25 protein-coding genes are annotated in these 22774 nt (G+C 63.5%); 19 read left to right on the forward strand and 6 right to left on the reverse strand.

Annotated elements, in window-relative coordinates; genetic code table 11:
- Window positions 1-57: 57 nt before the first annotated feature.
- The 3 genes from VSR68_RS25695 to gpmA form a co-directional block, all read right to left on the reverse strand.
- A complete protein-coding gene (locus VSR68_RS25695; RefSeq protein WP_342942528.1) occupies window positions 58-825 on the reverse strand; it encodes a molybdopterin-synthase adenylyltransferase MoeB in 768 nt (255 codons plus the stop codon).
- A 134-nt stretch (window positions 826-959) separates the two neighbouring features.
- Entirely contained in the window at window positions 960-2552 is a 1593-nt protein-coding gene (locus VSR68_RS25700; RefSeq protein ID WP_342942529.1) for a S41 family peptidase, read from the reverse strand.
- Window positions 2553-3000: 448 nt separating this feature from the next.
- Window positions 3001-3747 (reverse strand): 2,3-diphosphoglycerate-dependent phosphoglycerate mutase, encoded by a 747-nt coding sequence (gpmA, locus tag VSR68_RS25705; RefSeq protein WP_342942530.1) that lies wholly within the window; start codon window positions 3745-3747, stop codon window positions 3001-3003.
- A gap of 151 nt (window positions 3748-3898) precedes the next feature.
- On the opposite strand from gpmA, the gene VSR68_RS25710 reads away from it, so the two are divergent.
- From VSR68_RS25710 to VSR68_RS25730, 5 genes are all read left to right on the forward strand, one after another.
- Window positions 3899-4324 carry a rhodanese-like domain-containing protein gene (locus tag VSR68_RS25710; RefSeq protein WP_342942531.1) on the forward strand — a complete coding sequence of 142 codons (426 nt, stop codon included), beginning with the start codon at window positions 3899-3901 and terminating at the stop codon, window positions 4322-4324.
- Window positions 4321-4584 (forward strand): glutaredoxin 3, encoded by a 264-nt coding sequence (gene grxC, locus VSR68_RS25715; protein ID WP_342942532.1) that lies wholly within the window; start codon window positions 4321-4323, stop codon window positions 4582-4584. The genes VSR68_RS25710 and grxC overlap by 4 nt, the downstream gene beginning before the upstream one ends.
- Window positions 4585-4796: 212 nt before the next feature.
- Complete coding sequence (secB, locus tag VSR68_RS25720) at window positions 4797-5267, forward strand: protein-export chaperone SecB (protein ID WP_342932337.1); 471 nt, start codon at window positions 4797-4799, stop codon at window positions 5265-5267.
- 21 nt (window positions 5268-5288) lie between these two features.
- A complete protein-coding gene (locus VSR68_RS25725; protein ID WP_342942533.1) occupies window positions 5289-6287 on the forward strand; it encodes an NAD(P)H-dependent glycerol-3-phosphate dehydrogenase in 999 nt (332 codons plus the stop codon).
- Window positions 6288-6448: 161 nt separating this feature from the next.
- On the forward strand, window positions 6449-7000 hold the full coding sequence (locus VSR68_RS25730) for an O-acetyl-ADP-ribose deacetylase (RefSeq protein WP_342942534.1): 552 nt from the start codon (window positions 6449-6451) through the stop codon (window positions 6998-7000).
- On the opposite strand, the gene trmL is transcribed toward VSR68_RS25730, so the two are convergent.
- Both trmL and VSR68_RS25740 read right to left on the reverse strand, forming a co-directional pair.
- Complete coding sequence (trmL, locus tag VSR68_RS25735) at window positions 6973-7443, reverse strand: tRNA (uridine(34)/cytosine(34)/5-carboxymethylaminomethyluridine(34)-2'-O)-methyltransferase TrmL (protein ID WP_342942535.1); 471 nt, start codon at window positions 7441-7443, stop codon at window positions 6973-6975. The two genes, VSR68_RS25730 and trmL, sit on opposite strands and share 28 nt — an antisense overlap.
- Window positions 7444-7461: 18 nt before the next feature.
- On the reverse strand, window positions 7462-8268 hold the full coding sequence (locus VSR68_RS25740; protein ID WP_342942536.1) for a ComF family protein: 807 nt from the start codon (window positions 8266-8268) through the stop codon (window positions 7462-7464).
- 83 nt (window positions 8269-8351) lie between these two features.
- Here VSR68_RS25740 and VSR68_RS25745 point away from each other — a divergent pair, with 83 nt between their 5' ends.
- The 8 genes from VSR68_RS25745 (at window position 8352) to VSR68_RS25780 (ending at window position 15632) form a co-directional block, all read left to right on the forward strand.
- Window positions 8352-9317: a methyltransferase domain-containing protein gene (locus tag VSR68_RS25745; protein ID WP_342942537.1), complete on the forward strand. Its 966-nt coding sequence runs from the start codon at window positions 8352-8354 to the stop codon at window positions 9315-9317.
- Between the two features lie 268 nt (window positions 9318-9585).
- A complete protein-coding gene (locus tag VSR68_RS25750) occupies window positions 9586-10059 on the forward strand; it encodes a DUF2244 domain-containing protein (RefSeq protein WP_342942538.1) in 474 nt (157 codons plus the stop codon).
- Window positions 10060-10133: 74 nt separating this feature from the next.
- Entirely contained in the window at window positions 10134-11807 is a 1674-nt protein-coding gene (gene coxB / locus VSR68_RS25755) for a cytochrome c oxidase subunit II (protein WP_342942539.1), read from the forward strand.
- 45 nt (window positions 11808-11852) lie between these two features.
- A complete protein-coding gene (ctaD, locus tag VSR68_RS25760; protein WP_087734176.1) occupies window positions 11853-13466 on the forward strand; it encodes a cytochrome c oxidase subunit I in 1614 nt (537 codons plus the stop codon).
- A 101-nt stretch (window positions 13467-13567) separates the two neighbouring features.
- Complete coding sequence (locus tag VSR68_RS25765; protein ID WP_342932346.1) at window positions 13568-13702, forward strand: cytochrome oxidase small assembly protein; 135 nt, start codon at window positions 13568-13570, stop codon at window positions 13700-13702.
- 51 nt (window positions 13703-13753) lie between these two features.
- Complete coding sequence (locus VSR68_RS25770; protein WP_152761440.1) at window positions 13754-14365, forward strand: cytochrome c oxidase assembly protein; 612 nt, start codon at window positions 13754-13756, stop codon at window positions 14363-14365.
- Between the two features lie 37 nt (window positions 14366-14402).
- On the forward strand, window positions 14403-14612 hold the full coding sequence (locus VSR68_RS25775; RefSeq protein WP_342942612.1) for a DUF2970 domain-containing protein: 210 nt from the start codon (window positions 14403-14405) through the stop codon (window positions 14610-14612).
- A gap of 162 nt (window positions 14613-14774) precedes the next feature.
- Window positions 14775-15632 (forward strand): cytochrome c oxidase subunit 3, encoded by an 858-nt coding sequence (locus VSR68_RS25780; RefSeq protein ID WP_342942540.1) that lies wholly within the window; start codon window positions 14775-14777, stop codon window positions 15630-15632.
- A gap of 364 nt (window positions 15633-15996) precedes the next feature.
- On the opposite strand, the gene VSR68_RS25785 is transcribed toward VSR68_RS25780, so the two are convergent.
- Window positions 15997-16206 carry a twin transmembrane helix small protein gene (locus VSR68_RS25785; RefSeq protein WP_087734172.1) on the reverse strand — a complete coding sequence of 70 codons (210 nt, stop codon included), beginning with the start codon at window positions 16204-16206 and terminating at the stop codon, window positions 15997-15999.
- 87 nt (window positions 16207-16293) lie between these two features.
- Between VSR68_RS25785 and VSR68_RS25790 the strand changes: the two genes are divergently transcribed.
- The 6 genes from VSR68_RS25790 to VSR68_RS25815 all read left to right on the forward strand — a co-directional run bounded on the left by VSR68_RS25790 (window position 16294) and on the right by VSR68_RS25815 (window position 22517).
- Window positions 16294-17055 carry an SURF1 family protein gene (locus tag VSR68_RS25790; RefSeq protein ID WP_342942541.1) on the forward strand — a complete coding sequence of 254 codons (762 nt, stop codon included), beginning with the start codon at window positions 16294-16296 and terminating at the stop codon, window positions 17053-17055.
- A 70-nt stretch (window positions 17056-17125) separates the two neighbouring features.
- Window positions 17126-17788 (forward strand): cytochrome C oxidase subunit I, encoded by a 663-nt coding sequence (locus VSR68_RS25795; protein ID WP_342942542.1) that lies wholly within the window; start codon window positions 17126-17128, stop codon window positions 17786-17788.
- Window positions 17789-17839: 51 nt separating this feature from the next.
- On the forward strand, window positions 17840-18949 hold the full coding sequence (locus tag VSR68_RS25800; RefSeq protein WP_342942543.1) for a COX15/CtaA family protein: 1110 nt from the start codon (window positions 17840-17842) through the stop codon (window positions 18947-18949).
- A 5-nt stretch (window positions 18950-18954) separates the two neighbouring features.
- The gene (gene cyoE / locus VSR68_RS25805) at window positions 18955-19860 is read left to right on the forward strand and encodes a heme o synthase (protein ID WP_342942544.1); all 906 of its coding nucleotides are present in this window, start codon (window positions 18955-18957) and stop codon (window positions 19858-19860) included.
- A gap of 4 nt (window positions 19861-19864) precedes the next feature.
- Window positions 19865-20482: an SCO family protein gene (locus VSR68_RS25810; protein ID WP_342942545.1), complete on the forward strand. Its 618-nt coding sequence runs from the start codon at window positions 19865-19867 to the stop codon at window positions 20480-20482.
- Window positions 20483-20744: 262 nt separating this feature from the next.
- Window positions 20745-22517 carry a methyl-accepting chemotaxis protein gene (locus tag VSR68_RS25815; protein ID WP_342942546.1) on the forward strand — a complete coding sequence of 591 codons (1773 nt, stop codon included), beginning with the start codon at window positions 20745-20747 and terminating at the stop codon, window positions 22515-22517.
- Window positions 22518-22774 lie beyond the last annotated feature (257 nt).

Here is a 22774-nt window from a genome sequence, read left to right on the forward strand (position 1 = left end):
GGCGCTTCGGCATCGTCGAGCGCCCGGAATGAAACGAGTCGTTGAAGCGGCTCTTTCTTATGATTGATGGGATCGATGGTGCTCGCCGCACACGGGGCAATCCGGCTGGCGTGCGATGCGCATCGTGTTCCACTCCATCCGCAGCGAATCGAGCATCATCAGGCGCCCGACCAGCGGCTCGCCGACACTCGCAATCACGCGCAGCGCTTCCGCCGCCTGCATCGCGCCGATGATGCCGACTGTCGGCGCAAACACGCCCATCGTCGAGCACGCGACTTCCTCGAACGGTTGATCCTCGGGAAACACGCACGCGTAGCACGGCGAGTCGTCGTTGCGGAAATCGAATGTGCTGATCTGGCCGTCGAAACGCAGCGCCGCGCCCGATACGAGCGGCACGCCGTGCGCGACGCACGCGCGGTTGATCGCGTGGCGCGTCGCGAAGTTGTCCGTGCAGTCGAGCACGACAGTCGCTTGCGGCACGGTGCGATCGAGCCACGCATCGTCGACGCGTTCGGCCACCGCGTTCACTTCGACATCCGGATTCAGTTGCGCAATCGTGTCGCGTCCCGATTCGACCTTTAGCCGTCCCACCGACTTCGTGACGTGCAGGATCTGCCGCTGCAGATTGGTGAGATCGACGGTATCGGCATCGACGAGCGTCAGCTTGCCGACGCCCGACGCCGCCAGGTACATCGCCGCCGGCGAGCCGAGGCCACCTGCGCCGACCACGATCGCATGCGCGTCGAGAAAGCGCTGCTGAGCCTCGATGCCGAGTTCGTCGACGAGGATGTGACGGGAATAGCGCAGAAGTTGATCGTCGTTCATGGCGGGGCGCGGCGTGTGTCGTATGTGTCGCGCTGGCTCGAGACGGGAGGCGGCGCGGTTCTCGTTATTTTAATCGCGCGGAGGAAGGTGTCTTCGCGGCGCGGGCCGCGAAGACACCGGGGATGCCGTAGCGCTTACTTGCTCGGCGTAGCAGGTTGCGAAGCCGGCGCTGTAGCCGAACCGGGCGCTGCCGGGGTCGTCGCCGTCGGCGTGGCGGGCAGCGCGGGCTTCACGGCGACGGGCGCCGAAGCCGATTGCGCCGGCTTGTTCTGCGCGAGGCGCCGCTCCATCAGCGACTTCGATTCGACCACCTGCTTGCCTTCGAGCTTGTTCAGGCCTTGCTGCAGCATGAAGTCGTCAGTGGAACCGAACTCGATCGGCTTGCGATCGCGATCCTTCGCGCGCTGTTCCGGCGTCTTCTTGTCGTTCTGCTCTTCGAGCTGACGCAGCTGGTCCATGCGCTCCTGCTCGCGCTGTTCCTGTTCCTTCTTCTCGTTCGGGTCTTGCGTGTTCGCAAGGTGATTCGAGTAGTCGACTTCGCGCGTGACGAGTGCGTCATCGGGATCGCCGTCCGCGTACTGGTCGACGGCGATGTCGGGCCGGATGCCCTTGTTCTGGATCGAGCGGCCGCTCGGCGTGTAGTAGTACGCCGTGGTCAGACGCAGTGCCGTGTCTGCCGTCATCGGGCGAACGGTCTGCACCGAGCCCTTGCCGAACGTCGTCTTGCCGACGATCAGCGCGCGATGCTGATCCTGCAGCGCGCCCGCGACGATTTCCGACGCCGACGCCGAGTAGGCGTTGGTCAGCACGATCATCGGCACGGTCTTGAAGACGGGCGGCAGATTCTTCAGCGGATCGCCGTCGAAGGAAGGCAGGCGATAGTTGTCGAACGTGTCGCGGTAGATCTGCTTCGAATCCGGAATCTGGCCGTTCGTCGACACGACGACGGAATCCGGCGGCAGGAATGCGCCCGCAACGCCGACGGCACTTTGCAGCAGGCCGCCGCCGTTGTTGCGCAGATCGAGGATCAGGCCCTTGAGGTTCGGCTGCTGGCGCGCGATGTCCTGCAGCTTCGCGGCGAGGTCAGGCGTCGTGCGTTCCTGGAAGCTCGTGATGCGCACGTATGCGTAGCCCGGCGCGAGAATCTTCGACTTCACGCTCTGGACCCGGATGACCGCGCGCGTGACCGTAAGCGGGAACGTGCGGTCGTCGGTCTTGCGGAAGATGGTGAGCGTGACCTTGGTGCCGGGGTCGCCGCGCATCTGCTTGACGGCTTTATCCAGCGTCATGCCGCGCACGGGCTTGTCGTTGATGCGGGTGATCAGGTCGCCCGGACGGATGCCGGCGCGGAACGCGGGCGTGTCCTCGATCGGCGAGATGACCTTGATCAGGCCGTCTTCCTGCGAGATCTCGATGCCGAGGCCCGCGAAGCGGCCCTTGGTCTGCTCCTGCAGTTCTTCGTAATCGGTCTTGTCGAGATACGACGAGTGCGGATCGAGGCTCGACACCATGCCTTTGATCGCGGATGTCAGCAGCTTCTTGTCGTCGACCGGCTCCACGTACTCATGCTTGATCTGCCCAAAGACTTCGGCGAAGAGCCTCAACTGGTCGAGCGGCAACGGCGCGGACGCGGGTTGCTGGGCCGAGGCGCTCAGTTGCAGGGTTGCAAAAACGCCGGTAGCGAGGCCCGCGGCGATAAGGCCGATGTTTTTCAGGTTCTTTCGCATAGAGTATGTTGCGGTCGGATGCGGGTGGCAGCGTCAAAGGAAAAGGACGGACAAGTATAACGTGACGCTCGCACGGCCTGTACCTGAGGGTTGATGGGGATTCGACAGCGATTGCTCAGCCAGGTTCTAAGGATCGCTGGCACGGGCGGGATGCAATGTGCGCTGGCGGACGTCCGCGGGGCCAAAAGCGGCCTGACGCGCGCCATATTTTGCCGATACCGTTGCGTGCGCACCGGTATCGATTGCCGGAGCGCTGTCTGCGACGGCTTCATCATGCGGCATCGAGATGGCAGGAACATGGCCAGCACATGGCATTGCCGTCAGGAAAGAGCCGCCGCGAATCACAAAGCGCGCGAACGCGGGAAAGAGCGGAAATCACGCGAAAGCGCTGAAAACCATGAAAAACACGGCTCGCCGTGAGTCGCGGCGAGCCGTGGCGACGGCCGTATCAGCCCGCCTTACCCTGTTTGGCGACAGCGGCTTGCGCCTTCGCGATCGCTTCCTGATCGCCGAGGTAGTAGTGCTTGATCGGCTTCAGGTCTTCGTCCAGTTCATAGACGAGGGGCACGCCGTTCGGAATGTTCAGGCCGACGATGTCCGAGTCGGAAATCTTGTCCAGATACTTGACCAGCGCGCGGATCGAGTTACCGTGCGCGGCGATCAGCACCTTGCGACCCGATTTGATCGCGGGCGCGATCGATTCGTTCCAGATGGGCATCACGCGCGCCACCGTGTCCTTCAGGCACTCGGTGAGCGGCAGTTCCTCGCGCGGCACCTTCGCGTAGCGCGGATCATCGTACGACGTGCGCTCGTCGGTCGGCTCGAGCGCGGGAGGCGGCGTGTCGTAGCTGCGGCGCCAGACCAGCACCTGGTCATCGCCGAACTTCGCCGCCGTTTCGGCCTTGTTCAGGCCCGACAGCGCGCCATAGTGGCGTTCATTGAGGCGCCACGAGTGCACGACGGGCAGGTACATCAGGTCCATCTTGTCCTGGACGTGCCACAGCGTGCGGATTGCGCGCTTGAGCACCGAGGTGTACGCAATGTCGAACGTGTAGCCCGAGTCTTTGAGCAGCGCGCCTGCCTGCTGCGCTTCGAGGTTGCCCTGTTCGGTCAGGTCGACGTCGACCCAGCCGGTGAAGCGGTTTTCCTTGTTCCACGTCGATTCGCCGTGGCGGATGAGAACGAGTTTGTACATGTCGTGCCGGTCGGTAGTAAGGAAGCGGTAATCGGGGCGGTACCGCAGCCAGCGGCTGGCGGTCGCCATCGCGTCAAACGGTTATTTTATAATGGTCGGATTGCCCTTTCCGATTTAACCCGATTTCTTCCTTTTTTCCGGCGGATCTTCCGTGAAGTTTTTCACCGATTACACGAACCTTGTACTGATCGCAGTCGCCCTCATCTCCGGGGCGTTGCTCCTGTGGCCGACGATCTCGCGCCGTGGACGCGGCGGCCTCTCGGCGGCTGCCGCCACGCAGCTGATCAACCGGCGTAATGCCGTCGTCGTCGACCTGCGTCCCGCGGCGGATTACGCGAAGGGACACCTGCCGTCGGCGCGTCACGTCGAGTTTGGCGAGCTGCAAGCGAAAGTCGGCCAACTCGTGAAGAATAAGAGCAACCCGGTGCTGCTCGTTTGCCAGAACGGACAGCAGTCGAACAAGGCGGCACGCATCGTGCGCGACGCAGGCTACGCTGAGGTGCACGTGCTGGAAGGCGGCGTCGACGCCTGGCAGCAAGCGGGCATGCCGGTCGTCAAACAAGGAGTTGCGAAGTGAACAAAGTGATCATGTACAGCACGCAGGTGTGCCCGTATTGCCAGATGGCCGAACGTCTACTAAAGTCGCGCGGCGTCGATCACATCGAGAAGGTGCTGATCGACAAGGACCCGGCGCGCCGTCAGGAAATGATGACGCGCACGGGCCGTCGCACGGTGCCGCAGGTGTACATCGGCGAGACGCACGTCGGCGGTTATGACGATCTGTCCGCGCTCGATCGCGCGGGCGGTCTGACGTCGCTGCTCGAAGCTGCCGCGTAACCAGGCAGCTGCAACGAGGCAGCTTCGAGGCGCCAATTGCGCGTCTCGCGCGCCGCGTCCATCGCGGCACGCGGTCGCGAACAACAGAAGGCCGGGCATACGGCTGCAACGTCTGCACCGGCTGGTTTGAGGCCGTCCCTCGGGGCGGCCCGCAGCACAACGAGATCTGGCGGCAACCGTCCGCCGCAACGAAATTTAGGGAGTAGAGAACCATGTCCGACGAGAACAACCAGCCGTTCTTCAATATCCAGCGCATCTACCTGAAAGACATGTCGCTCGAACAGCCGAACTCGCCGGCTATTTTCCTCGAGCAGGAAATGCCGTCGGTCGAAGTCGAAGTCGACGTGAAGGCCGAGCGTCTCGCGGACACGGTGTTCGAAATTCTCGTCACGGGCACGGTGACAGCGAAGGTCAGCGACAAGGTCGCGTTCCTGATCGAAGCGAAGCAGGCTGGCATTTTCGACATTCGCAACATCCCGACCGAGCAGATCGATCCCCTCGTCGGCATTGCATGCCCGACCATCCTGTTCCCGTATCTGCGCTCGAACATCGCCGATGCGATCACCCGCGCAGGCTTCCCGCCGATCCATCTCGCCGAAATCAACTTCCAGGCGCTGTACGAGCAGCGCATCGCGCAGATCGCTGCGCAGGAAGGCGGCGCGCAGAGCACCGCCAAGCACTGACGCATGCAGCCGGTGCCGGGTATGAAGGTCGCCGTTCTCGGCGCCGGTGCATGGGGCACCGCACTCGCCGGCCACCTGGCCGCGCGCCACGATACGGTGCTCTGGGCGCGCGATGCCGCGCTCATCGCCGAACTCTCCACGTCGCACGAAAACGCTCGCTATCTGGCGGGCGTCAAGCTGCCGCCCACGCTTCGCTTCGAAGCGAATCTCGATCGCGCACTGGATCACGCGCTCGCCGATGACGCACTGTGCGTGATCGCGACGCCCGTCGCGGGCTTGCGCGCGATGCTGCGCACGATGCGCGACTCCGGCAAGGTGCCGGCGCATATCGTGTGGCTCTGCAAGGGCTTCGAAGCGGATACGCAACTGCTGCCGAATCAGGTCGTCGCGCAGGAGTTGAGCGGGCACACGAGCAATGGCACGCTGTCCGGGCCGAGCTTCGCACGCGAGGTCGGGAAGGGGCTGCCCGTCGCATTGACGGTGGCGAGCGCGTCGGCGGCGTGCCGAGAGCGGACCGTCGCGGCGTTCCATCACGGCGCGATGCGCATCTATAGCGGCGACGACGTGATCGGCGTCGAAGTCGGCGGCGCGGTGAAGAACGTGCTCGCGATCGCGACCGGCATCGGCGATGGCCTCGGGCTCGGTCTGAATGCGCGCGCGGCACTCATCACGCGCGGGCTCGCCGAAATGTCGCGGCTGGGCACGGCGCTCGGTGGCCGCGCTGAGACGTTCACGGGCCTCACCGGCGTCGGCGACCTGATCCTGACGGCGACGGGCGATCTGTCGCGCAACCGCACGGTCGGCATGCAGCTCGCAAGCGGCCGCTCGCTCGACGATATTCTCAACGCGCTCGGGCATGTCGCCGAAGGCGTGCGCTGCGCCCGCAGCGTGCTCGGGATCGCGCAGGCCAACGGTATCGACATGCCGATCACGTCGGCCGTCTGCGATGTTCTCTTCAACGGCGTGGCGCCGCGCGATGCCGTCAGCGCGCTGCTGCGTCGCGACGCCAAGGCCGAGTAGGAACGCGGCGCGTCCACTGCCTGCTGGTCGGCGTGCGGAAGCCTCATCTCTGCAAATCGCCTGAAAGTGTTTTACGCAGCCGGTAAGGCTTCGCGCCGAACGGCTCGCTTCTTTTGCTGTCCACCTCCTATCGATGCTGTATCGGATCTGGAGGTCTTCCCATGCTCACCATTGGCAGTTGCACGCTCGAGACACGCGTCGTCGATATCACGACGCTCGACGTCGACGCGATCGTCAACGCGGCGAACACGTCACTGCTGGGCGGCGGTGGCGTGGATGGCGCGATTCACCGCGCGGCGGGCCCCGATCTGCTGCGCGAATGCGAGCGGCTAGGCGGCTGCGTGACGGGCGACGCGAAGATAACGGGCGGCTACCGGTTGAAGGCGCGTCATGTGATTCACGCGGTCGGCCCCGTGTGGCACGGCGGCGAGCGCGGCGAAGCAGAGCTGCTGGCTTCGTGCTACCGGCGCTCGCTCGAACTCGCGCGCGACGCGAGCGCGAAGAGCATCGCGTTTCCCGCGATCAGCTGCGGCGTCTATCGCTTTCCCGCCGACGACGCCGTGCGCATCGCCGTTCAAGCAACGATCGACATGTTGCCCCAGGCGCCGCTCGTCGAATGCATCGTCTTTGCATGTTTCGACGAAACGATGTTCTCGCGGTACCGGACCGAATTCGAACGACGCCTTCAGGCGCCGCCCTCGAATCCCGCCTGACGCCACGCCTCGAACACGACCACGGCCACGGTATTCGACAGATTCAGGCTGCGATTGCCGGGGCGCATCGGCAGACGCACGCGCTGCTGGTTCGGAAAGCGGTTCAGTACGGAGTCCGGCAGGCCGCGCGTTTCCGCGCCGAACACGAACCAGTCTCCTGGCTTGAACGCGCGCGAATGAAAGGGACTCGAGCCGCGCGTCGTGAAGGCGAACATGCGCGCAAGGTCAGGCGACTCGCTTTCGATCAGCGCATCCCAATTGCGATGCACATGCATCTGCGCGTATTCGTGATAGTCGAGACCGGCGCGGCGCATCTTCGCGTCATCGAGCGGAAAGCCGAGCGGCTCGATCAGATGCAGGCGCGCGCCCGTGTTCGCGCACAGGCGGATCACGTTGCCGGTGTTCGGCGGAATTTCAGGCTCGACGAGAACGACGTTGAACATAAGCGGGTGAACTGGAAACTAGTTTTTCGGCGTCCGAAGCGCGACCAGATTGGTCACGCGGCGCGCGCCTGCTGCCTTCAGTGTGCGAGCCAGCGCATCGAGCGTGGCGCCCGTCGTCATCACATCGTCGACGATGGCGACGTGCAGGTCCTCGACCGGCTTCACGACCTCGAACGCCCGGCCGACATTCTGCCTGCGCGCCTCACGATCGAGCTTCGATTGCGGCGCGGTGTCGATCACGCGCCGCACGAGCGCCACATCGCTGCGAACGCCCATCGATTTCGCACAGGGCCGCGCGATTTCCCACGCCTGGTTGTAGCCGCGCTCGATGAGCCGCCGCGCCGAAAGCGGAACGGGCGCAACGACGTCGGGGCGGTCGCGTTCGTCGAGCGCGTCGGCCGCGGACCACGCAAGGCGCCGCGCGAACTCATGCGCGAGCGCGAGCCGCGCGCGAAACTTCAGCCCGACTGCGAGCGCGTCCAGCGGCGCGCGATAGTCGGCGACCGTCAGCGTCGCGTCGAATGCAGGCGGTGTCGCGATGCAGTTGCCGCAGCGATATCGAGTGATGCTCGCGCGCCGAAAGCCGCTCAGCGGAACCGCGCAGATCGTGCAGCGCAGCCGCGCTTCGTTCCACCATGATTCGTCGCAAAAACTGCACAGCGTTCGATGCGACATATTGCCGCATAACGCGCAGAGATTCGGCAACGCGAGTCGCGCGAGCGCGGGCAGTGTCGAGATCGAACGTTGCGCGACGCGGACGAACCGTTCGCGAAACCTGTCATGCAAAGCGCCCGGGCGCGACCACCGGAAAGCCCGATTCGGCATATCGACACGCCTCCGAAGGCCGCTGACACTGAAGGGACGGAATCGAGCGAGTATACTTCGCACTCTTCGTCCGTACGACTTCAATGACCGTGTCTGTCACCGAAACTGGCCGTCCGGCCTATGATTCGCGCCGCATTCGAAAGATTTTCGACCGCCGGGCCGCCACGTTCGACGACGTCGCGTTCCTGCCGCGCGAGATCGCGCAGCGCATGCGCGAACGGCTCGATTACATCAAGGTGAAGCCGGCACAGGTGCTCGATGCGGGCTGCGGCGCCGGCGACGATCTTCCTGCGCTGCGCCAGCGCTTTCCCGAAGCGCCCGTGTTCGGCGCCGATCTCTCGCAAGCGATGCTCGCGCGCGCCGTCACGCACGACGCCACCGACACCAGCTGGCGGCGCTTTTTGCCCGCGTCGCTCGGCAAGGCGCTTGGCTCACGCGGTCCGCGCTTCGCTCAAGCCGATTTCTCCGCGCTGCCTTTCGTATCGGGCGCATTCGAATTCATCTGGTCGAACCTCGCGCTGCATTGGCATTCGCGGCCCGATCTCGTATTCCCTGAATGGCAGCGCGTGCTGAAGGTCAACGGCCTGTTGATGTTCAGCACGCTCGGACCCGACACGCTGAAAGAACTGCGCGGCGCCTATGCAGAGATCGAAGCCGCGCACGGCGTCAATACGCACAAACATGTAATCGACTTCGTAGACATGCACGATCTGGGCGATATGCTTGTCGAAAGTGGCTTTGAAATTCCCGTGATGGACCAGGAGACGCTGACCATCACCTACAAGTCACCTGAGTCGCTGCTCGCCGATGTGCGCCGTTGGGGCGCTTATCCGTTGCAGCGCGAAGGGTTGCCGGGCGTCGCGTCGAGGCGCATGCACAAGGCGCTGCTCGCCGCGCTCGAAGCGCGCCGTCGCGCCGATGGCACGATCCCCCTGACCTTCGAGGTGATCTACGGACACGCATGGAAGGCCGTGCCCCGGACAACTCCCGAAGGGCATGGAATCGTGCGAATCGAAGACATAGGGCGAGGTCGGCAGAAGAATCGTTGAGGCGGTAAAGACGACATCTGTTATGTCTGGGATTACCACCTCAAAAACTGCGTCAAAACGGCGCAGAGGCTTGTGCAGCATGGCTTGGCGGCCGATAGAGCGTTGCTTGTGGATGCTATAGATCGGCCCTATAATGCGTCAGTTTGTCGCTCAATGTTCCCACAATTGGAGCGACAGGCCCGGGGCGTTTGCGGTTCGGGTAGCCGTAGTTGCTGGGCGTGAATGGCATTGGCGGTATGCGATGACTGGCGGTTCGCGGGAGGCAGCGATGAATGCAACCGATCTGCTTGCTGAGTCGGAACCCGTCCTCAAGGACTGGACGATGAAGCGCAATTGTTCGGTGTCGCCGCGGCAATTCGTGTTCTTCTATGTCTCGCTCGCGGCATTCTCGCTGTTGATAGCATTCCTGCTGGTCCTGTGCGGCGTGTGGCTGGTGTTGCCGTTCACGGGTATCGAGTTGCTCGCTGTCGGCGCTGCATTTGCGGTCTATGCGCGCCATGCCGTCGATTACGAACGCATCCGGCTGTTTCCCAACCGGCTCGTGATCGAACAGGTCAGCGCCGAGCATCTCACGCAGTTCGAATTCAATCCGCGCTGGGTGCGGGTCGAACCGGCAGCGACGCCGCGCGATTACATCAAGCTGGTGTCGCGGGGCGAGACGGTCACGATCGGGCAGCATCTTGCGCAATATCGGCGCGCGCAATTCGCCGACGAACTGCGTCTGTGGCTCAGGCAGTGTTAGGCGTCAAAAGTTGCGCACTGAATCACGCGCCATTCCAGACGAGGGGCAGCCTTCCAGCGGGGTCGAGGGTTTGAATGGAAATTTTGGGTAAGGAAGCTATGAAAACAATCAAGCGAGCCCTCACGGGCGTGCTGGCGTGTAGCGGGCTGCTCTTCGCCGGCGCCGCCCTTGCAGTCGGTGACAGTCCAGGCGGCCCCAGCGTCAACGAGATCAATCTCCAGCCGCCAGTGACCAGAATCGCTGAGGAGCTCTACAGCCTCCATACGCTGATGCTGATCCTCTGTACGATCATCTTCGTCGGCGTGTTCGGCGTGATGTTCTATTCGATCTTCGCGCACCGCAAGTCGAAGGGTCACACGGCCGCCAATTTCCACGAAAGCACCACCGTCGAAATCATCTGGACGGTCGTCCCGTTCATCATCGTCGTCCTGATGGCGCTGCCTGCCACGCGGACCGTCGTCGCGATGAAGGACACTTCCAATGCCGACCTGACCGTCAAGGTCACGGGCTACCAGTGGAAGTGGGGCTACGACTACGTGAAGGGTCCCGGCGAAGGCATCAGCTTCCTGTCGACGCTGACCACGCCGCGTAGCGAAGTCAACGGCCAGCAGCCGATCACGGATACCTATCTGCAGGAAGTCGATCACCCGCTCGTCGTGCCTGTCAACAAGAAGATCCGCATCATCACCACCGCGAACGACGTCGTTCACTCGTGGTATGTGCCGGCGTTCGGCGTGAAGCAGGACGCGATTCCCGGCTTCGTGCGCGACACGTGGTTCAAGGCGGAGAAGGTCGGCACATATCGCGGCTTCTGTACGGAACTCTGCGGCAAGGAGCACGCGTACATGCCCGTCGTCGTGAACGTGCTGTCCGATGACGACTACGCGAAGTGGGTCGACGACGAGAAGAAGAAAATGGCCGCGGGCCAGGACGATCCGAACAAGACCTATACGCTCGCCGAACTGACGGAGCGCGGCGCCAAAGTGTACGCGTCGAACTGCGCGGTTTGCCACCAGCCGACGGGCAAGGGCGGCGGCGCGTTCCCGGCGCTTGACGGCAGCAAGGTCGCGAACGGCCCGCTCGCCGAACACGTGAGCATCGTGCTGAAGGGCAAGAACGCGATGCCGTCCTGGGCGCCGACGCTGAACGACGTCGAGATCGCCTCGGTCATCACGTTCGAGCGCAATTCGTGGGGCAACCACACGGGCGATATCCTGCAGCCGAAGCAGGTCGCGGATGCGCGCAACGGACGTCTGCCGTCGGGCGGCGATCACCTGGCGGGCGCAGCGGCGGCCGCCGCGTCGGATGCAACGGCTGCGAGCGGCGCGGAAGGCGCAAGCGGCGCGGCAGCGGCAAGCGGCGAAGCGGGCGCATCGGCTCCCGCGGCGGCATCGGGCGCTTCGGACAATGCAGCGGCATCGGCACCGCAAGCGTCACTGCCCGCCACGATCTACTTCGAAACGAACAAGAGCACGCTGCCCGCCGACGCGAAGGCCGCTGTCGATGCAGCCGCCGCGTATGCGAAGGCGCATCCCGATGCGAAGTTCACGCTGTCGGGCTACACGGACGCAACGGGTTCCGCCGACAAGAACGCGCAGCTCGCGAAGGCGCGCGCCGAAGCCGTGCGCGATGCGCTCAAGGCAGCAGGCATCGCCGAAGACCATATTATTTTGAAGAAGCCGGAGACGATCACGGGCGGTGCGGACGCGAAGGAAGCGCGCCGGGTCGAGATCAGCCCAGCGGCCTGACGTGTCACAGTCAGAGAAAAGCAGCATTCGATTTAGGAGATTGTCATGTCTAGCATCGGACACGATGTAACCGCGGGGCACGAGCACGTCCACGGCGATCACGCGCATGCGACGCCGCACGGCTGGCGTCGCTGGTTGTTCGCGACCAACCACAAGGACATCGGTACGCTGTATCTGATTTTCTCGTTCATCATGTTCCTGTCAGGGGGCGTGATGGCGCTGGCAATCCGTGCCGAACTGTTCGAGCCGGGTCTGCAGATCATGCGTCCCGAGTTCTTCAACCAGCTGACCACCATGCACGGCCTCATCATGGTGTTCGGCGCAATCATGCCGGCCTTCGTCGGCTTCGCAAACTGGATGGTTCCGCTGCAGATCGGCGCATCGGACATGGCCTTCGCGCGGATGAACAACTTCAGCTTCTGGCTGCTGCCCGTCGCTGCCGTGCTGCTGGTCGGTTCGTTCTTCACGCCTGGCGGCGCGACGGCCGCCGGCTGGACGCTGTACGCGCCGCTGTCCACGCAGATGGGCCCGGGCATGGACTTCGCGATCTTCGCGGTCCACATCATGGGCGCGTCGTCGATCATGGGCGGCATCAACATCGTCGTCACGATCCTGAACATGCGCGCACCCGGCCTCACGCTGATGAAGATGCCGATGTTCGTGTGGACGTGGCTGATCACCGCGTACCTGCTGATCGCCGTGATGCCGGTGCTCGCGGGCGCGATCACGATGGTGCTGTTCGACCGCCACTTCGGCACGTCGTTCTTCAACGCGGCAGGCGGCGGCGACCCGGTGATGTACCAGCACATCTTCTGGTTCTTCGGGCACCCCGAGGTGTACATCATGATCTTGCCGGCGTTCGGGATCGTGTCGCAGGTGATCCCGGCGTTCGCGCGCAAGCCGCTGTTCGGCTATAGCTCGATGGTGTACGCGACGGCTTCGATCGCGATCCTGTCGTTCATGGTCTGGGCGCACCACATGTTCGCGACGGGCATGCCCGTCACGGGCCAGCTGTTCTTCATGTACGCGACGATGCTGATCGCAGTGCCGACGGGCGTGAAGGTGTTCAACTGGGTCGCGACGATGTGGCGCGGTTCGCTGACGTTCGAAACGCCGATGCTGTTCGCGGTCGGCTTCCTGTTCGTGTTCACGTTCGGCGGCCTGACGGGGCTGATGCTCGCGATGGCGCCGCTCGACATCCAGTATCACGGCACGTACTTCGTGGTCGCGCACTTCCACTACGTGCTGGTGGCGGGGTCGCTGTTCGGGCTCTTTGCCGGCTGGTACTACTGGTCGCCGAAGTGGACAGGCTGGATGTACAACGAGACGCGCGGCAAGATCCACTTCTGGGCATCGCTGATCTTCTTCAACCTCGCGTTCCTGCCGATGCACTTCGTCGGTCTCGCCGGCATGCCGCGTCGCTACGCCGACTATCCGGCGCAGTTCGCCGACTGGAACCAGGTCATCACGATCGGCGCGTTCGGCTTCGGCCTCGCACAGGTGTACTTCCTGTTCGCGGTCGCGCTGCCCGCTTATCGCGGCGGCGGCGAACTCGAAAAAGCATCGGACAAGCCGTGGGACGGCGCAACGGGTCTCGAATGGACCGTGCCGAGCCCGGCACCGTTCCACACGTTCGAAAACCCGCCGACGGTCGAATAATCGATCGGGCAGTCTTCGAAGCTCCGCTCCGGCAAACGCAGCGCCGGAGCGGAACACTGAACCGAAACACTGCGCAGCAACGAAGGTTCGAGAAGTTCAGCATGACCCGGAATCCACAAAAAAGACGTACGCCCGAAGAAATTCGCGCTGGCAATCTGCGACTCGGTCTGATTCTGCTTGTTATCGTCGCCGTCTTTTTTCTGGGTGCCATCGTCAAGCAGGTCTGGTTCTCCTGACCTGTCGTGACGAGTCGATCACCCGTGCAAGCGATCTGTTGAGGAAGTTCGATGTCGACGCAACCGCCCGCTGGGGCCGATCGTTCTTTTAACCGTTCGATGCTGTTCAAGCTCGTCGTCGTCGCGTTTCTGATGTTCGGCTTCGGGTTTGCGCTGATACCGATGTATCGCGCGATCTGCGAAGTCACGGGCATCAACAATCTCGTGCAGCGGGATGCAACGGCGCGCGAGGCGAAGAACACGCAGGTCGACATGAGCCGCACGATTTCGATCGAGTTCGATGCGAACGCGCGCGGCCCGCTCGGTTTCAAGCCGGAGCAGAACAGCATCGACGTGCATCCGGGCGAAGTGACGACGGTGATGTACGACGTGACGAACCAGCAGGGGCGCACGATTCAGGCTCAGGCCATCCCGAGCTACGCGCCGAAGCAGGCCACCGAGTACTTCAGGAAGATCGAGTGCTTTTGCTTTACGCAGCAGACCTTGAAGGCGAACGAATCGAAGCGGATGCCGGTGGTGTTCCTCGTCGATCCGAAATTGCCGAAGGACGTGAAGACGATCACGCTGTCGTACACGTTCTTCGAATTGAACACGCCGGCGGCGGCGCCGCGCGGCACGGAAGGTCAGGCGGCTGACAACGCGAAGGCGTCGAACCCCGCATGACACGTAACAGAAGCGCTTGCCCAAAGAAGGCGAGGATATGAACGATAGCGGTGGCGGCGGCAGGAAGAGCAGTTTTGGCCAGTCGATGAAAGCCGTGATGTGGTCGTTTTTGGGCGTGCGCAAACGGCGCGATCTGGAAGCGGACGCAGCGCAGCTCAACCCGCTGCATGTGATCATCGCGGCGCTGATCGGCGCGGCGGTCTTTATCGGGGTGTTGATCCTGATCGTGCGCGCGGTGGTCGGCTAGGCGAGGCGGTGGAACAAGGGCGGTCGTTTCGACGCCCGGACGGAATGGAGAGGGTGGCGCAGCGCGCCGCTGGATGTTGCAGAGAGAGCCGGAGAGCGGCGCGGGCGGCTGCGGAGCCAACCGGACCAAGCGGAACAACTGGACTGAAGTGGAGAATCAAGAATGAGCGGTCAAAACGATAGCCCGTACTATTTCATACCGCATCCGTCGCGGCATCCGATCAGCGCGGCGATTGGGCTGCTGATCCTGCTCGGATCGTTTGCGTCGTGGGTGAACGGCGAGCCGTGGGCGCCCATCACGGCGCTGATTGGTCTGCTGTGGCTGCTCTTCGTGCTGTATCACTGGTTCGGCGACGCCATCTCCGAATCGGAAGGCGGCATGTACGGCAAGCGCGTCGACACGTCGTTCCGATGGAGCATGAGCTGGTTCATCTTCTCGGAAGTCATGTTCTTCGGCGCGTTCTTCGGTGCGCTGTTCTACGCGCGCGCGATCGCGATGCATCAGCTCGGCAGCCTCGACTACAAGCTGATCTGGCCGGATTTCTCAGCGGTGTGGCCGAACATCGGCCCGGCTGATCTGGTGTCGCACTTCAAGTCGATGACGCCGTGGCCCGTGCCGACCATCAACACGGCGCTGCTGCTGTCATCGGGCGCGACGCTGACGGTCTCGCACCACGCGCTGCGCGAGAACCATCGCTCGAAGGCCATCGCATGGCTCGCCGCGACGGTCGTGCTGGGTGTCACGTTCCTGTTCATGCAGGGCTTCGAGTACTTCCACGCGTACAACGAACTGAACCTGACGCTCGCGTCGGGCGTGTACGGCTCGACGTTCTTCCTGCTGACGGGCTTCCACGGCTTCCACGTGTTCCTCGGCGGCACGATGCTGACGGTGGTGATGATCCGGTTGATCCGCGGCCATTTCACGGCGGACCATCACTTCGCATTCGAAGGCGCGGCGTGGTACTGGCACTTCGTCGACGTCGTATGGCTGGGTCTGTACGTCGTCGTGTACTGGCTGTAAGCGTTGTTTTCCGAGCTTCGGAGGCCTGCGCGCCGTGCGTCATATCGACGCAAGAAAGCACCGCAAGCATCGCTCAGCTGACGCGGCTCGCGTGTCGAGCGCGCGGCAGTGAAAGCAGTCATACGAAGGTATCAGAAGCGCCGCCCTCGACTCCGTCGGGGCGGCGTTTTGTTTGCTAGAGTGAGAATTTCGCGGATCGCGAAAGGCTGTGTTGCCGGATCGTCGCGAAAATAAGTGGCATACTTCGCCGTCAAATTGAGACGGCACACGTCGACACGCGCGTAGCGCGAGCGATGTGACCCGCGTGTCATGGACGCGTTGCGGCGTTCACGAAAAGCGCGTCGTCGATGAGCGACAGGGGGCGTCAGCGGCCGTATGGAATGCCAGTCGATTGAATCCAGCCCATCCAGTGCGCGAACAGGATGAACAGGAACAGCGAAATCGACAGACCGACACGCGTCGCCAGCGACCACACCATGCGCTTCGTCCTGCCGCGGTCGTGCATCATGAAATACAGCGCAGACACCATGCTGGCGATGATCAGAGCGAAAGCGATGGGAACGAGAATGTGCATGGAAGCAACTGAAATTCAGGAAAGCGAAGGCAACAAACTCATTATCGCACCGCGAGCAATGGTTCGTCTGTCCGCCGAAATTGCACGATGAAGATTCGTCTGATCCCCACGCTGCTGATTCTGATCGTCGTCGCCGTGACCGTGCGGCTCGGCTTCTGGCAGCGTGATCGCGCGCATCAGAAGGAAGCGCTGGAGGCGCAAATCACGCAGTTCGAGAACGCGCCCGCGCAGAACATCGGCGCCGCGCCGATTGCGTTGAAGCAGATCGAGTTCCATCGCGTGCGGGCCGTCGGACAGTTCATGCCGCAGCAAGTGGTGTACCTCGATAATCGCCCGTATAACGATCAGCCGGGCTTTTACGTCGTGATGCCTTTTAAACTGCGCGACGGTGGCTATGTGCTCGTCAATCGCGGCTGGCTGCCGCGCAACATGAACGAGCGCACGACGATCGCGCCGTACGGCACGCCGAAGGGCGAGGTCGAAATCGAAGGGATCGCGCGCGCCGACGCGACGCGCGCATTCGAGCTCGGCGAGGGCGGTTCGGCCGCGCGTCAGACGATTCGTCAGAACCTCGACGTCGCGTCGTATGCCTCCGAAACGGGCTTGGCGCTCCAGCCTTTCGTGATCCAGCAGATCAGCGACGATGGCGACGGGCTCGTGCGCAACTGGCCCGCGCCGACGTCGGGCGTCGATCGCAACTACGGCTATATGTTCCAGTGGTGGACCATGGCCGCAGCCGCCGTCGCATTCGGGCTGTATGCGGCCCGACGCGCCGCGAAACACGAAAAGCTCGCGCAGAACGCGAACCCCGAGGGCAACGCCAACAACGAAAAGGCGCCGCACGCATGACGCTTGACGGGCGTTTCGGGCGACATCCAAAGGCGCCGCCAACAGCACCATCATTGAAAGAGGATCAGTAGTGTCGACGCAGAACCCCCGCTCCCAGCAAGCAAGACAGAAGCCATCGCAGGGCGCGCCGCGTCGCCAGCCGGCCGGCAAGGGCTCATGGCAGCGCGGCCGCTGGATGATGCTGCTGATCGCGTTCGTCTGCGCGGCGCCGGCGATCGGCGCCTACTTTGCGTACTACGTCATCAAGCCCACGGGCGGCACGACGAGCTACGGCAAGCTGGTCGAGCCGCAGCGTCCCATCCCCGAATCGCTGGTCGTGACGGGCGAAGACGGCAAGCCGATGAAACTCGCGTCGCTGCGCGGCCACTGGCTGATGGTTTCCGTCGACAGCAGTGCGTGCGACAAGGCTTGCGTGACGAAGCTGTATTTCATGCGCCAGGTGCGCGCGACGCAGGGGGCCGAGCGCGAGCGCATCGTCAACGTGTTTCTGCGCACGGATGCCGGAAAGGTGCCCGACGTCGTCGATAACGCATACAAGGACACCGAGATGCTGATCGCCGATCCGAAGGACGTGACTGCCTGGCTGCCCGTCGACGACGGCACGCGGATCAACGACCACATCTACATGGTCGATCCGAACGGCAATCTGATGATGCGTTTCCCGAAAGACCCCGACCCGAGCAAGATCAAGGGCGACGTCACGAAACTGCTGAAGTATTCGGGTATCGGCTAAAGTGCCCCGGGCACATTGAATCGCGTTGTGTGGCGGAAGAAGGAAAGATAGATGTTCGTATTGCAACTGGGACTGATCGGGCTGTGCATAGCGCTGCTGCCCTTGTCGTACGTGTGGGTGAAAGTCGACGACAACAAGTTCCGCAAGCTGGTCTGGGTCACGACGTTCCTGACGCTCGACCTCGTGATGTTCGGCGGCTTCACGCGCCTGACCGATTCGGGCCTCGGGTGTCCCGACTGGCCGGGCTGCTACGGCACATCGTCGCCGTTCATCGCGCACGCGGCCATCAGCGCTGCGTTTCAGGCCATGCCGTCGGGCCCCGTCAGCATGACCAAAGCGTGGATCGAGATGATCCACCGCTACTTCGCGATGGCGATCGGCGTGTTGATCGTCGCGCAGACGATCATCGCCTGGGTTGCGCGTATCCGGCGCCGTCCGCTGCATGTGTCGCCGTGGTGGCCGACGTCGCTGCTGCTGCTGATCTGCGTGCAAGGCGCGTTCGGCGCGTGGACCGTGACGATGAAGCTGCAACCTGTGATCGTGACGACGCACCTGCTTCTCGGACTCGCGCTGCTCGGCACGCTTGGCTGGTTCGCCGCGCGTCAGACGCCGCTGCCCGCATACGAGCCTGAAACCGCGCGCTGGCGCACCGCGGCGCTGTTCGGCCTTGCGCTGCTGATCGTGCAGATCGCGCTCGGCGGCTGGGTCAGCACGAATTACGCGGTGCTCGCCTGCACCGACTTCCCGACCTGCAACGGCCAATGGATTCCGCCGATGGACTTCGGACACGGCTTCCATCTGTGGCGCGCGCTCGGCATGACGGGCGACGGCGACGTGATCACGCAGGATGCGCTCGTCGCGATCCACTGGACGCACCGCACGTTTGCATTCGTCGTCGTCGCGTATCTGCTCTGGTTCGCGCTGAAAATGCGCCGTTTCGAGTCGCTGCGGCGGCCCGCAAACGGCGTGCTGCTCGTGATCGCAATTCAGTTCGTCACGGGCCTGTCGAACATCGTTTTGCAATGGCCGTTGCCCGTTGCCGTCGCCCATAACGGCGGAGCCGCAATCCTGCTGCTCCTGCTCGTTATGCTAAACTTTCGAATCGCTTATAGCCGTCCCGGCCGCGCCGTCTTTCCCGCGCGCGATGCCGCGCCAGCGTGATCTTCATGGACAGCACAACTCTCCCCCATTCGCCCGGTAGCCGGATTTCCCAATACATTGCGCTGACGAAGCCGCGCGTGACGCAGCTCGCCGTTTTCTGCGCGGTCATCGGCATGTTCCTGGCGACGCCCGGCATGGTGCCGTGGACGGTGCTGATCGGCGGGGCCGTCGGCATCTGGTTGCTGGCGGGCGCCGCATTTGCGATCAACTGTCTCGTCGAACAGAAAGTCGACGCCAAGATGCGCCGCACCGCGTGGCGTCCGTCGGCGCGCGGCGAAATCACCACCACGCAAATTCTGCTGTTCTCCGCGATTCTCGGCGGCCTCGGCATGTGGACGCTCTACACCTTCACCAATGCGCTCACGATGTGGCTGACCATCGCCACCTTCGTCGGCTATGCAATCATCTACACGCTGCTGCTGAAGCCCGCCACGCCGCAAAACATCGTGATCGGCGGCGCGTCGGGTGCGATGCCGCCGGCGCTCGGCTGGGCAGCCGTGACGGGCCACGTGCCCGGCGACGCATGGATTCTGGTGCTGATCATCTTCGTGTGGACGCCGCCGCATTTCTGGTCGCTTGCGCTGTATCGCCGCAAGGACTACGAGAACGCCGGCCTGCCGATGCTGCCGAACACCCACGGCGAAAAGTACACGCGTCTGCATATCTTCCTGTACACGGTCATTCTGTTCGCCGTCACGCTGATGCCGTTTATTTCGGGCATGAGCGGAATCGTGTATCTCGCATCAGCGGTTCTGTTGGGCGCGGTGTTCCTCGCGTATGCGTGGAAGATCTATCGGGAATATTCCGACGCCCTCGCGCGTAAGACCTTCCGTTATTCGATCGTTTATCTGTCGCTGCTCTTCGCGGCGCTGTTGATCGACCACTATGCGCGTGCCTTGATCGGCGCGTAACACCATGCTCACCAAACGGTTCGCGCGCGTGGCGCGCGTTGCACTCGTCGCGTGCGCGCTCGGCGGCGCGGCGCTGATCTCGGGATGCGGGAAAGAACAGCCCGCGTTCACGAACGTCGACATCACGGGTAACAAGCAGTTCGGCGCCGACTTTTCGCTGCCCGACGCGAGCGGCAAGATGCACTCGCTTGCCGACTACAAGGGCAAGGTCGTCGTGCTGTTCTTCGGTTATACGCACTGCCCGGACGTCTGCCCGACGACGATGGCCGAGCTCTCGCAGGCGCTTCAGCAGTTGGGCCCCGAAGACGCGAAGCGCGTGCAGGTGCTGTTCGTCACCGTCGATCCCGAGCGCGACACGCCTGACCTGATGGCGCAATACGTGCCCGCGTTCAATCCGACGTTCGTCGGCCTGCGCCCTGCCAATCAGCAGCAACTTGAGAAGGTGACGAAGGATTTCCGCGTCTATTACGCGAAAGTGCCGGGCAAGACGCCCGACAGCTACACGATGGACCACACGGCCGCCAGCTACGTATTCGATACCGATGGCAAGCTACGCCTCTTCGCGCGGGACGGTCAGGGCGCCTCGCCGTGGGTTCACGATCTCAAGCTGCTGCTAGGCTGAGGCTACTGGACCGGACCGACCAGCGGCGCAAACCGCATTTCGGGTTTCGACAATGAAAGGCTGCACGGTGACGTGCGGCCTTTTTTCATTCTGCGCCGGTCTCGTCCGTTGACGCGGCGCGTTATGTCCTTCACAAGCCATCTCAAGTCGGTGCACCAGGCTGCCGTTATCCAGAAAGGCAATCGTTTGCGATTGCGGCGCATCCAAAACCGCGCGCGAACGATATGCCGAAGTAGTGACCACACCAAAGAGACCAACACAAATGAGCAGGATGAGTCTGAACCGCAAGCTGTTGCTGTCGCTTGCGCTCGTATGGCTGGGTTTGCTGGGCGTCAGCTTGTGGAGCGCGGTCGAAACGCGCTCGACGATGCTCGCCGAGCGCAAGGCCGGCATGGTGAATCTCGTCGAAGCGGCGCAAGGCGTCGTCAGCGGTTATTACGCGCTCGCGCAGGCCGGCAAGATGAGCGAGGCCGACGCGCAGCGCGACGCGCTCGCGCGGCTCTCGACGATGCGCTACGGCGAGTCCGGCTACCTCTTCGTGATGGATTCGAAGCCCGTCGTGCTGATGCATCCGACATTGCCGCAGATGGTCGGCAAGCAGGTCGGCGACTTCAAGGACCCGGACGGCAAGCTGCTGTACGTGACGATCGTCGATGCGGCGAAGGCGACGGGCAACGGCTTCGCCGCCTATCGCGGACGCCTGCCGCACAGCGAAGAGGCCGTGCCGAAGATCAGCTATGTCGTGCATTTCGCGCCGTGGGACTGGAACATCACGAGCGGCGTGTTCGTGCGCGACATCGACACTGCCTACTACGCGAACCTCGTCGAGCACTTCATCGTCGTGCTGGTGATCGGCGCGGTGATTTCGCTCGCGATGCTGCTCATCATCCGCAACGTGCGCGCCAGCCTCGGCGGCGAGCCGCAGGACGCGGCGCGGCTCGCGTCGCGTATCGCGACAGGCGACCTCACGCACCTCGTGCCCGTGCGTACCGACGATTCGTCCAGCATGATGGCCGCGATGAACGAGATGCAAAGCCGCTTGCAGCGCGCGATCGGCGAGATCCGGCAGTCGGCGGAATCGATCGCGACGGCGACGCAGCAGATCGCGGCGGGCAACGGCGACCTGTCGCAGCGCACCGAGCAGCAGGCGGCCTCGCTGCAGGAAACGGCGGCGAGCATGGAAGAGCTGACGGCGACCGTCAAGCAGAACGCCGACAACGCGCGCCAGGCGAGCGGGCTCGCGAATAACGCATCGGAGATCGCGACGAAGGGCAACGAGGTCGTCAATCGCGTGATCAGCACGATGACGGAGATCAACGACAGCTCGCGTCAGATTTCGGAAATCATCGGCGTGATCGAAGGGATCGCGTTCCAGACGAACATTCTCGCGCTGAACGCGGCCGTCGAAGCGGCGCGCGCGGGCGAGCAGGGGCGCGGCTTCGCAGTCGTCGCGGGCGAAGTGCGCAGCCTCGCGCAACGTTCGGCGACGGCCGCGAAGGAGATCAAGCAACTGATCGGCGCATCCGTCGAGCGCGTCAACAACGGCTATACGCTCGTCGAACAGGCGGGCACGACGATGGGCGACATCGTGCAGGCCGTGCGTCGCGTGACCGACATCATGGGCGAAATCGCAGCGGCATCCGAAGAGCAGAGCAGCGGCATTTCGCAAGTGGGCCGCGCGGTCACGCAGATGGACGAAGTGACGCAGCAGAACGCCGCGCTCGTCGAGCAGGCTGCCGCCGCCGCCTCGTCGTTGCAGGATCAGGCGGCGCGCTTGCGACAGGCGATCGGCATGTTCCGCGTGAACGGCGGCGAAGCAGCCGTTGCATCGAACACGGTTGCATCGGTGGCAAAGAAGGCTGCGCCTGCCGTCGCGAAGGCGCCGTCCGCGCCGGCGGCTCCCGCGGCGAAAGCGACGCCGGACGCGGCGGCCCGCGTCGCGACGAAGCCCGTTGCGAAGCCCGCTGCAAAGTCCGCCGAGCCGCCGCGTCCGGCGAAGGTCCAGTCCTCCGACGACGACTGGACGACGTTCTGACCAGTTGCGCATCCGTCGATCGCAATCATCGTTGCCGAACTGTGGCGGCAGTGCTTGCGATCGACGATCGCGCTACTGCGGTTCTTCGCGAATATGCCTTCGCGCGCTCCGGTCACGAAGCGGAATCTCCGCGCGCGGCCCGGCCCGCTTCATGCGCATACCCATATGCGATCCCTGTATTTCACATCGCTGCACGCCTGTGAGACCATTTCAGGCTCGACGGACCGTGGGCAACACCCGTTCGCCCGCCGTCGGAC

The organism is Paraburkholderia phymatum, from assembly GCF_038900715.1.
GTDB classification, from domain to species: domain Bacteria; phylum Pseudomonadota; class Gammaproteobacteria; order Burkholderiales; family Burkholderiaceae; genus Paraburkholderia; species Paraburkholderia phymatum_A.

What these genes read in the sequence shown, in the direction of transcription:
- VSR68_RS25695 (WP_342942528.1), bottom strand. Translation starts at nt 825, where the DNA reads ATGAACGACGATCAACTTCTGCGCTATTCCCGTCACATCCTCGTCGAC.
- VSR68_RS25700 (WP_342942529.1), bottom strand. Translation starts at nt 2,552, where the DNA reads ATGCGAAAGAACCTGAAAAACATCGGCCTTATCGCCGCGGGCCTCGCT.
- gpmA (WP_342942530.1), bottom strand. Translation starts at nt 3,747, where the DNA reads ATGTACAAACTCGTTCTCATCCGCCACGGCGAATCGACGTGGAACAAG.
- secB (WP_342932337.1), top strand. Translation starts at nt 4,797, where the DNA reads ATGTCCGACGAGAACAACCAGCCGTTCTTCAATATCCAGCGCATCTAC.
- VSR68_RS25725 (WP_342942533.1), top strand. Translation starts at nt 5,289, where the DNA reads ATGAAGGTCGCCGTTCTCGGCGCCGGTGCATGGGGCACCGCACTCGCC.
- VSR68_RS25730 (WP_342942534.1), top strand. Translation starts at nt 6,449, where the DNA reads ATGCTCACCATTGGCAGTTGCACGCTCGAGACACGCGTCGTCGATATC.
- trmL (WP_342942535.1), bottom strand. Translation starts at nt 7,443, where the DNA reads ATGTTCAACGTCGTTCTCGTCGAGCCTGAAATTCCGCCGAACACCGGC.
- VSR68_RS25740 (WP_342942536.1), bottom strand. Translation starts at nt 8,268, where the DNA reads ATGCCGAATCGGGCTTTCCGGTGGTCGCGCCCGGGCGCTTTGCATGAC.
- VSR68_RS25745 (WP_342942537.1), top strand. Translation starts at nt 8,352, where the DNA reads ATGACCGTGTCTGTCACCGAAACTGGCCGTCCGGCCTATGATTCGCGC.
- VSR68_RS25750 (WP_342942538.1), top strand. Translation starts at nt 9,586, where the DNA reads ATGAATGCAACCGATCTGCTTGCTGAGTCGGAACCCGTCCTCAAGGAC.
- coxB (WP_342942539.1), top strand. Translation starts at nt 10,134, where the DNA reads ATGGAAATTTTGGGTAAGGAAGCTATGAAAACAATCAAGCGAGCCCTC.
- ctaD (WP_087734176.1), top strand. Translation starts at nt 11,853, where the DNA reads ATGTCTAGCATCGGACACGATGTAACCGCGGGGCACGAGCACGTCCAC.
- VSR68_RS25765 (WP_342932346.1), top strand. Translation starts at nt 13,568, where the DNA reads ATGACCCGGAATCCACAAAAAAGACGTACGCCCGAAGAAATTCGCGCT.
- VSR68_RS25770 (WP_152761440.1), top strand. Translation starts at nt 13,754, where the DNA reads ATGTCGACGCAACCGCCCGCTGGGGCCGATCGTTCTTTTAACCGTTCG.
- VSR68_RS25775 (WP_342942612.1), top strand. Translation starts at nt 14,403, where the DNA reads ATGAACGATAGCGGTGGCGGCGGCAGGAAGAGCAGTTTTGGCCAGTCG.
- VSR68_RS25780 (WP_342942540.1), top strand. Translation starts at nt 14,775, where the DNA reads ATGAGCGGTCAAAACGATAGCCCGTACTATTTCATACCGCATCCGTCG.
- VSR68_RS25785 (WP_087734172.1), bottom strand. Translation starts at nt 16,206, where the DNA reads ATGCACATTCTCGTTCCCATCGCTTTCGCTCTGATCATCGCCAGCATG.
- VSR68_RS25790 (WP_342942541.1), top strand. Translation starts at nt 16,294, where the DNA reads ATGAAGATTCGTCTGATCCCCACGCTGCTGATTCTGATCGTCGTCGCC.
- VSR68_RS25800 (WP_342942543.1), top strand. Translation starts at nt 17,840, where the DNA reads ATGTTCGTATTGCAACTGGGACTGATCGGGCTGTGCATAGCGCTGCTG.
- cyoE (WP_342942544.1), top strand. Translation starts at nt 18,955, where the DNA reads ATGGACAGCACAACTCTCCCCCATTCGCCCGGTAGCCGGATTTCCCAA.
- VSR68_RS25810 (WP_342942545.1), top strand. Translation starts at nt 19,865, where the DNA reads ATGCTCACCAAACGGTTCGCGCGCGTGGCGCGCGTTGCACTCGTCGCG.
- VSR68_RS25815 (WP_342942546.1), top strand. Translation starts at nt 20,745, where the DNA reads ATGAGCAGGATGAGTCTGAACCGCAAGCTGTTGCTGTCGCTTGCGCTC.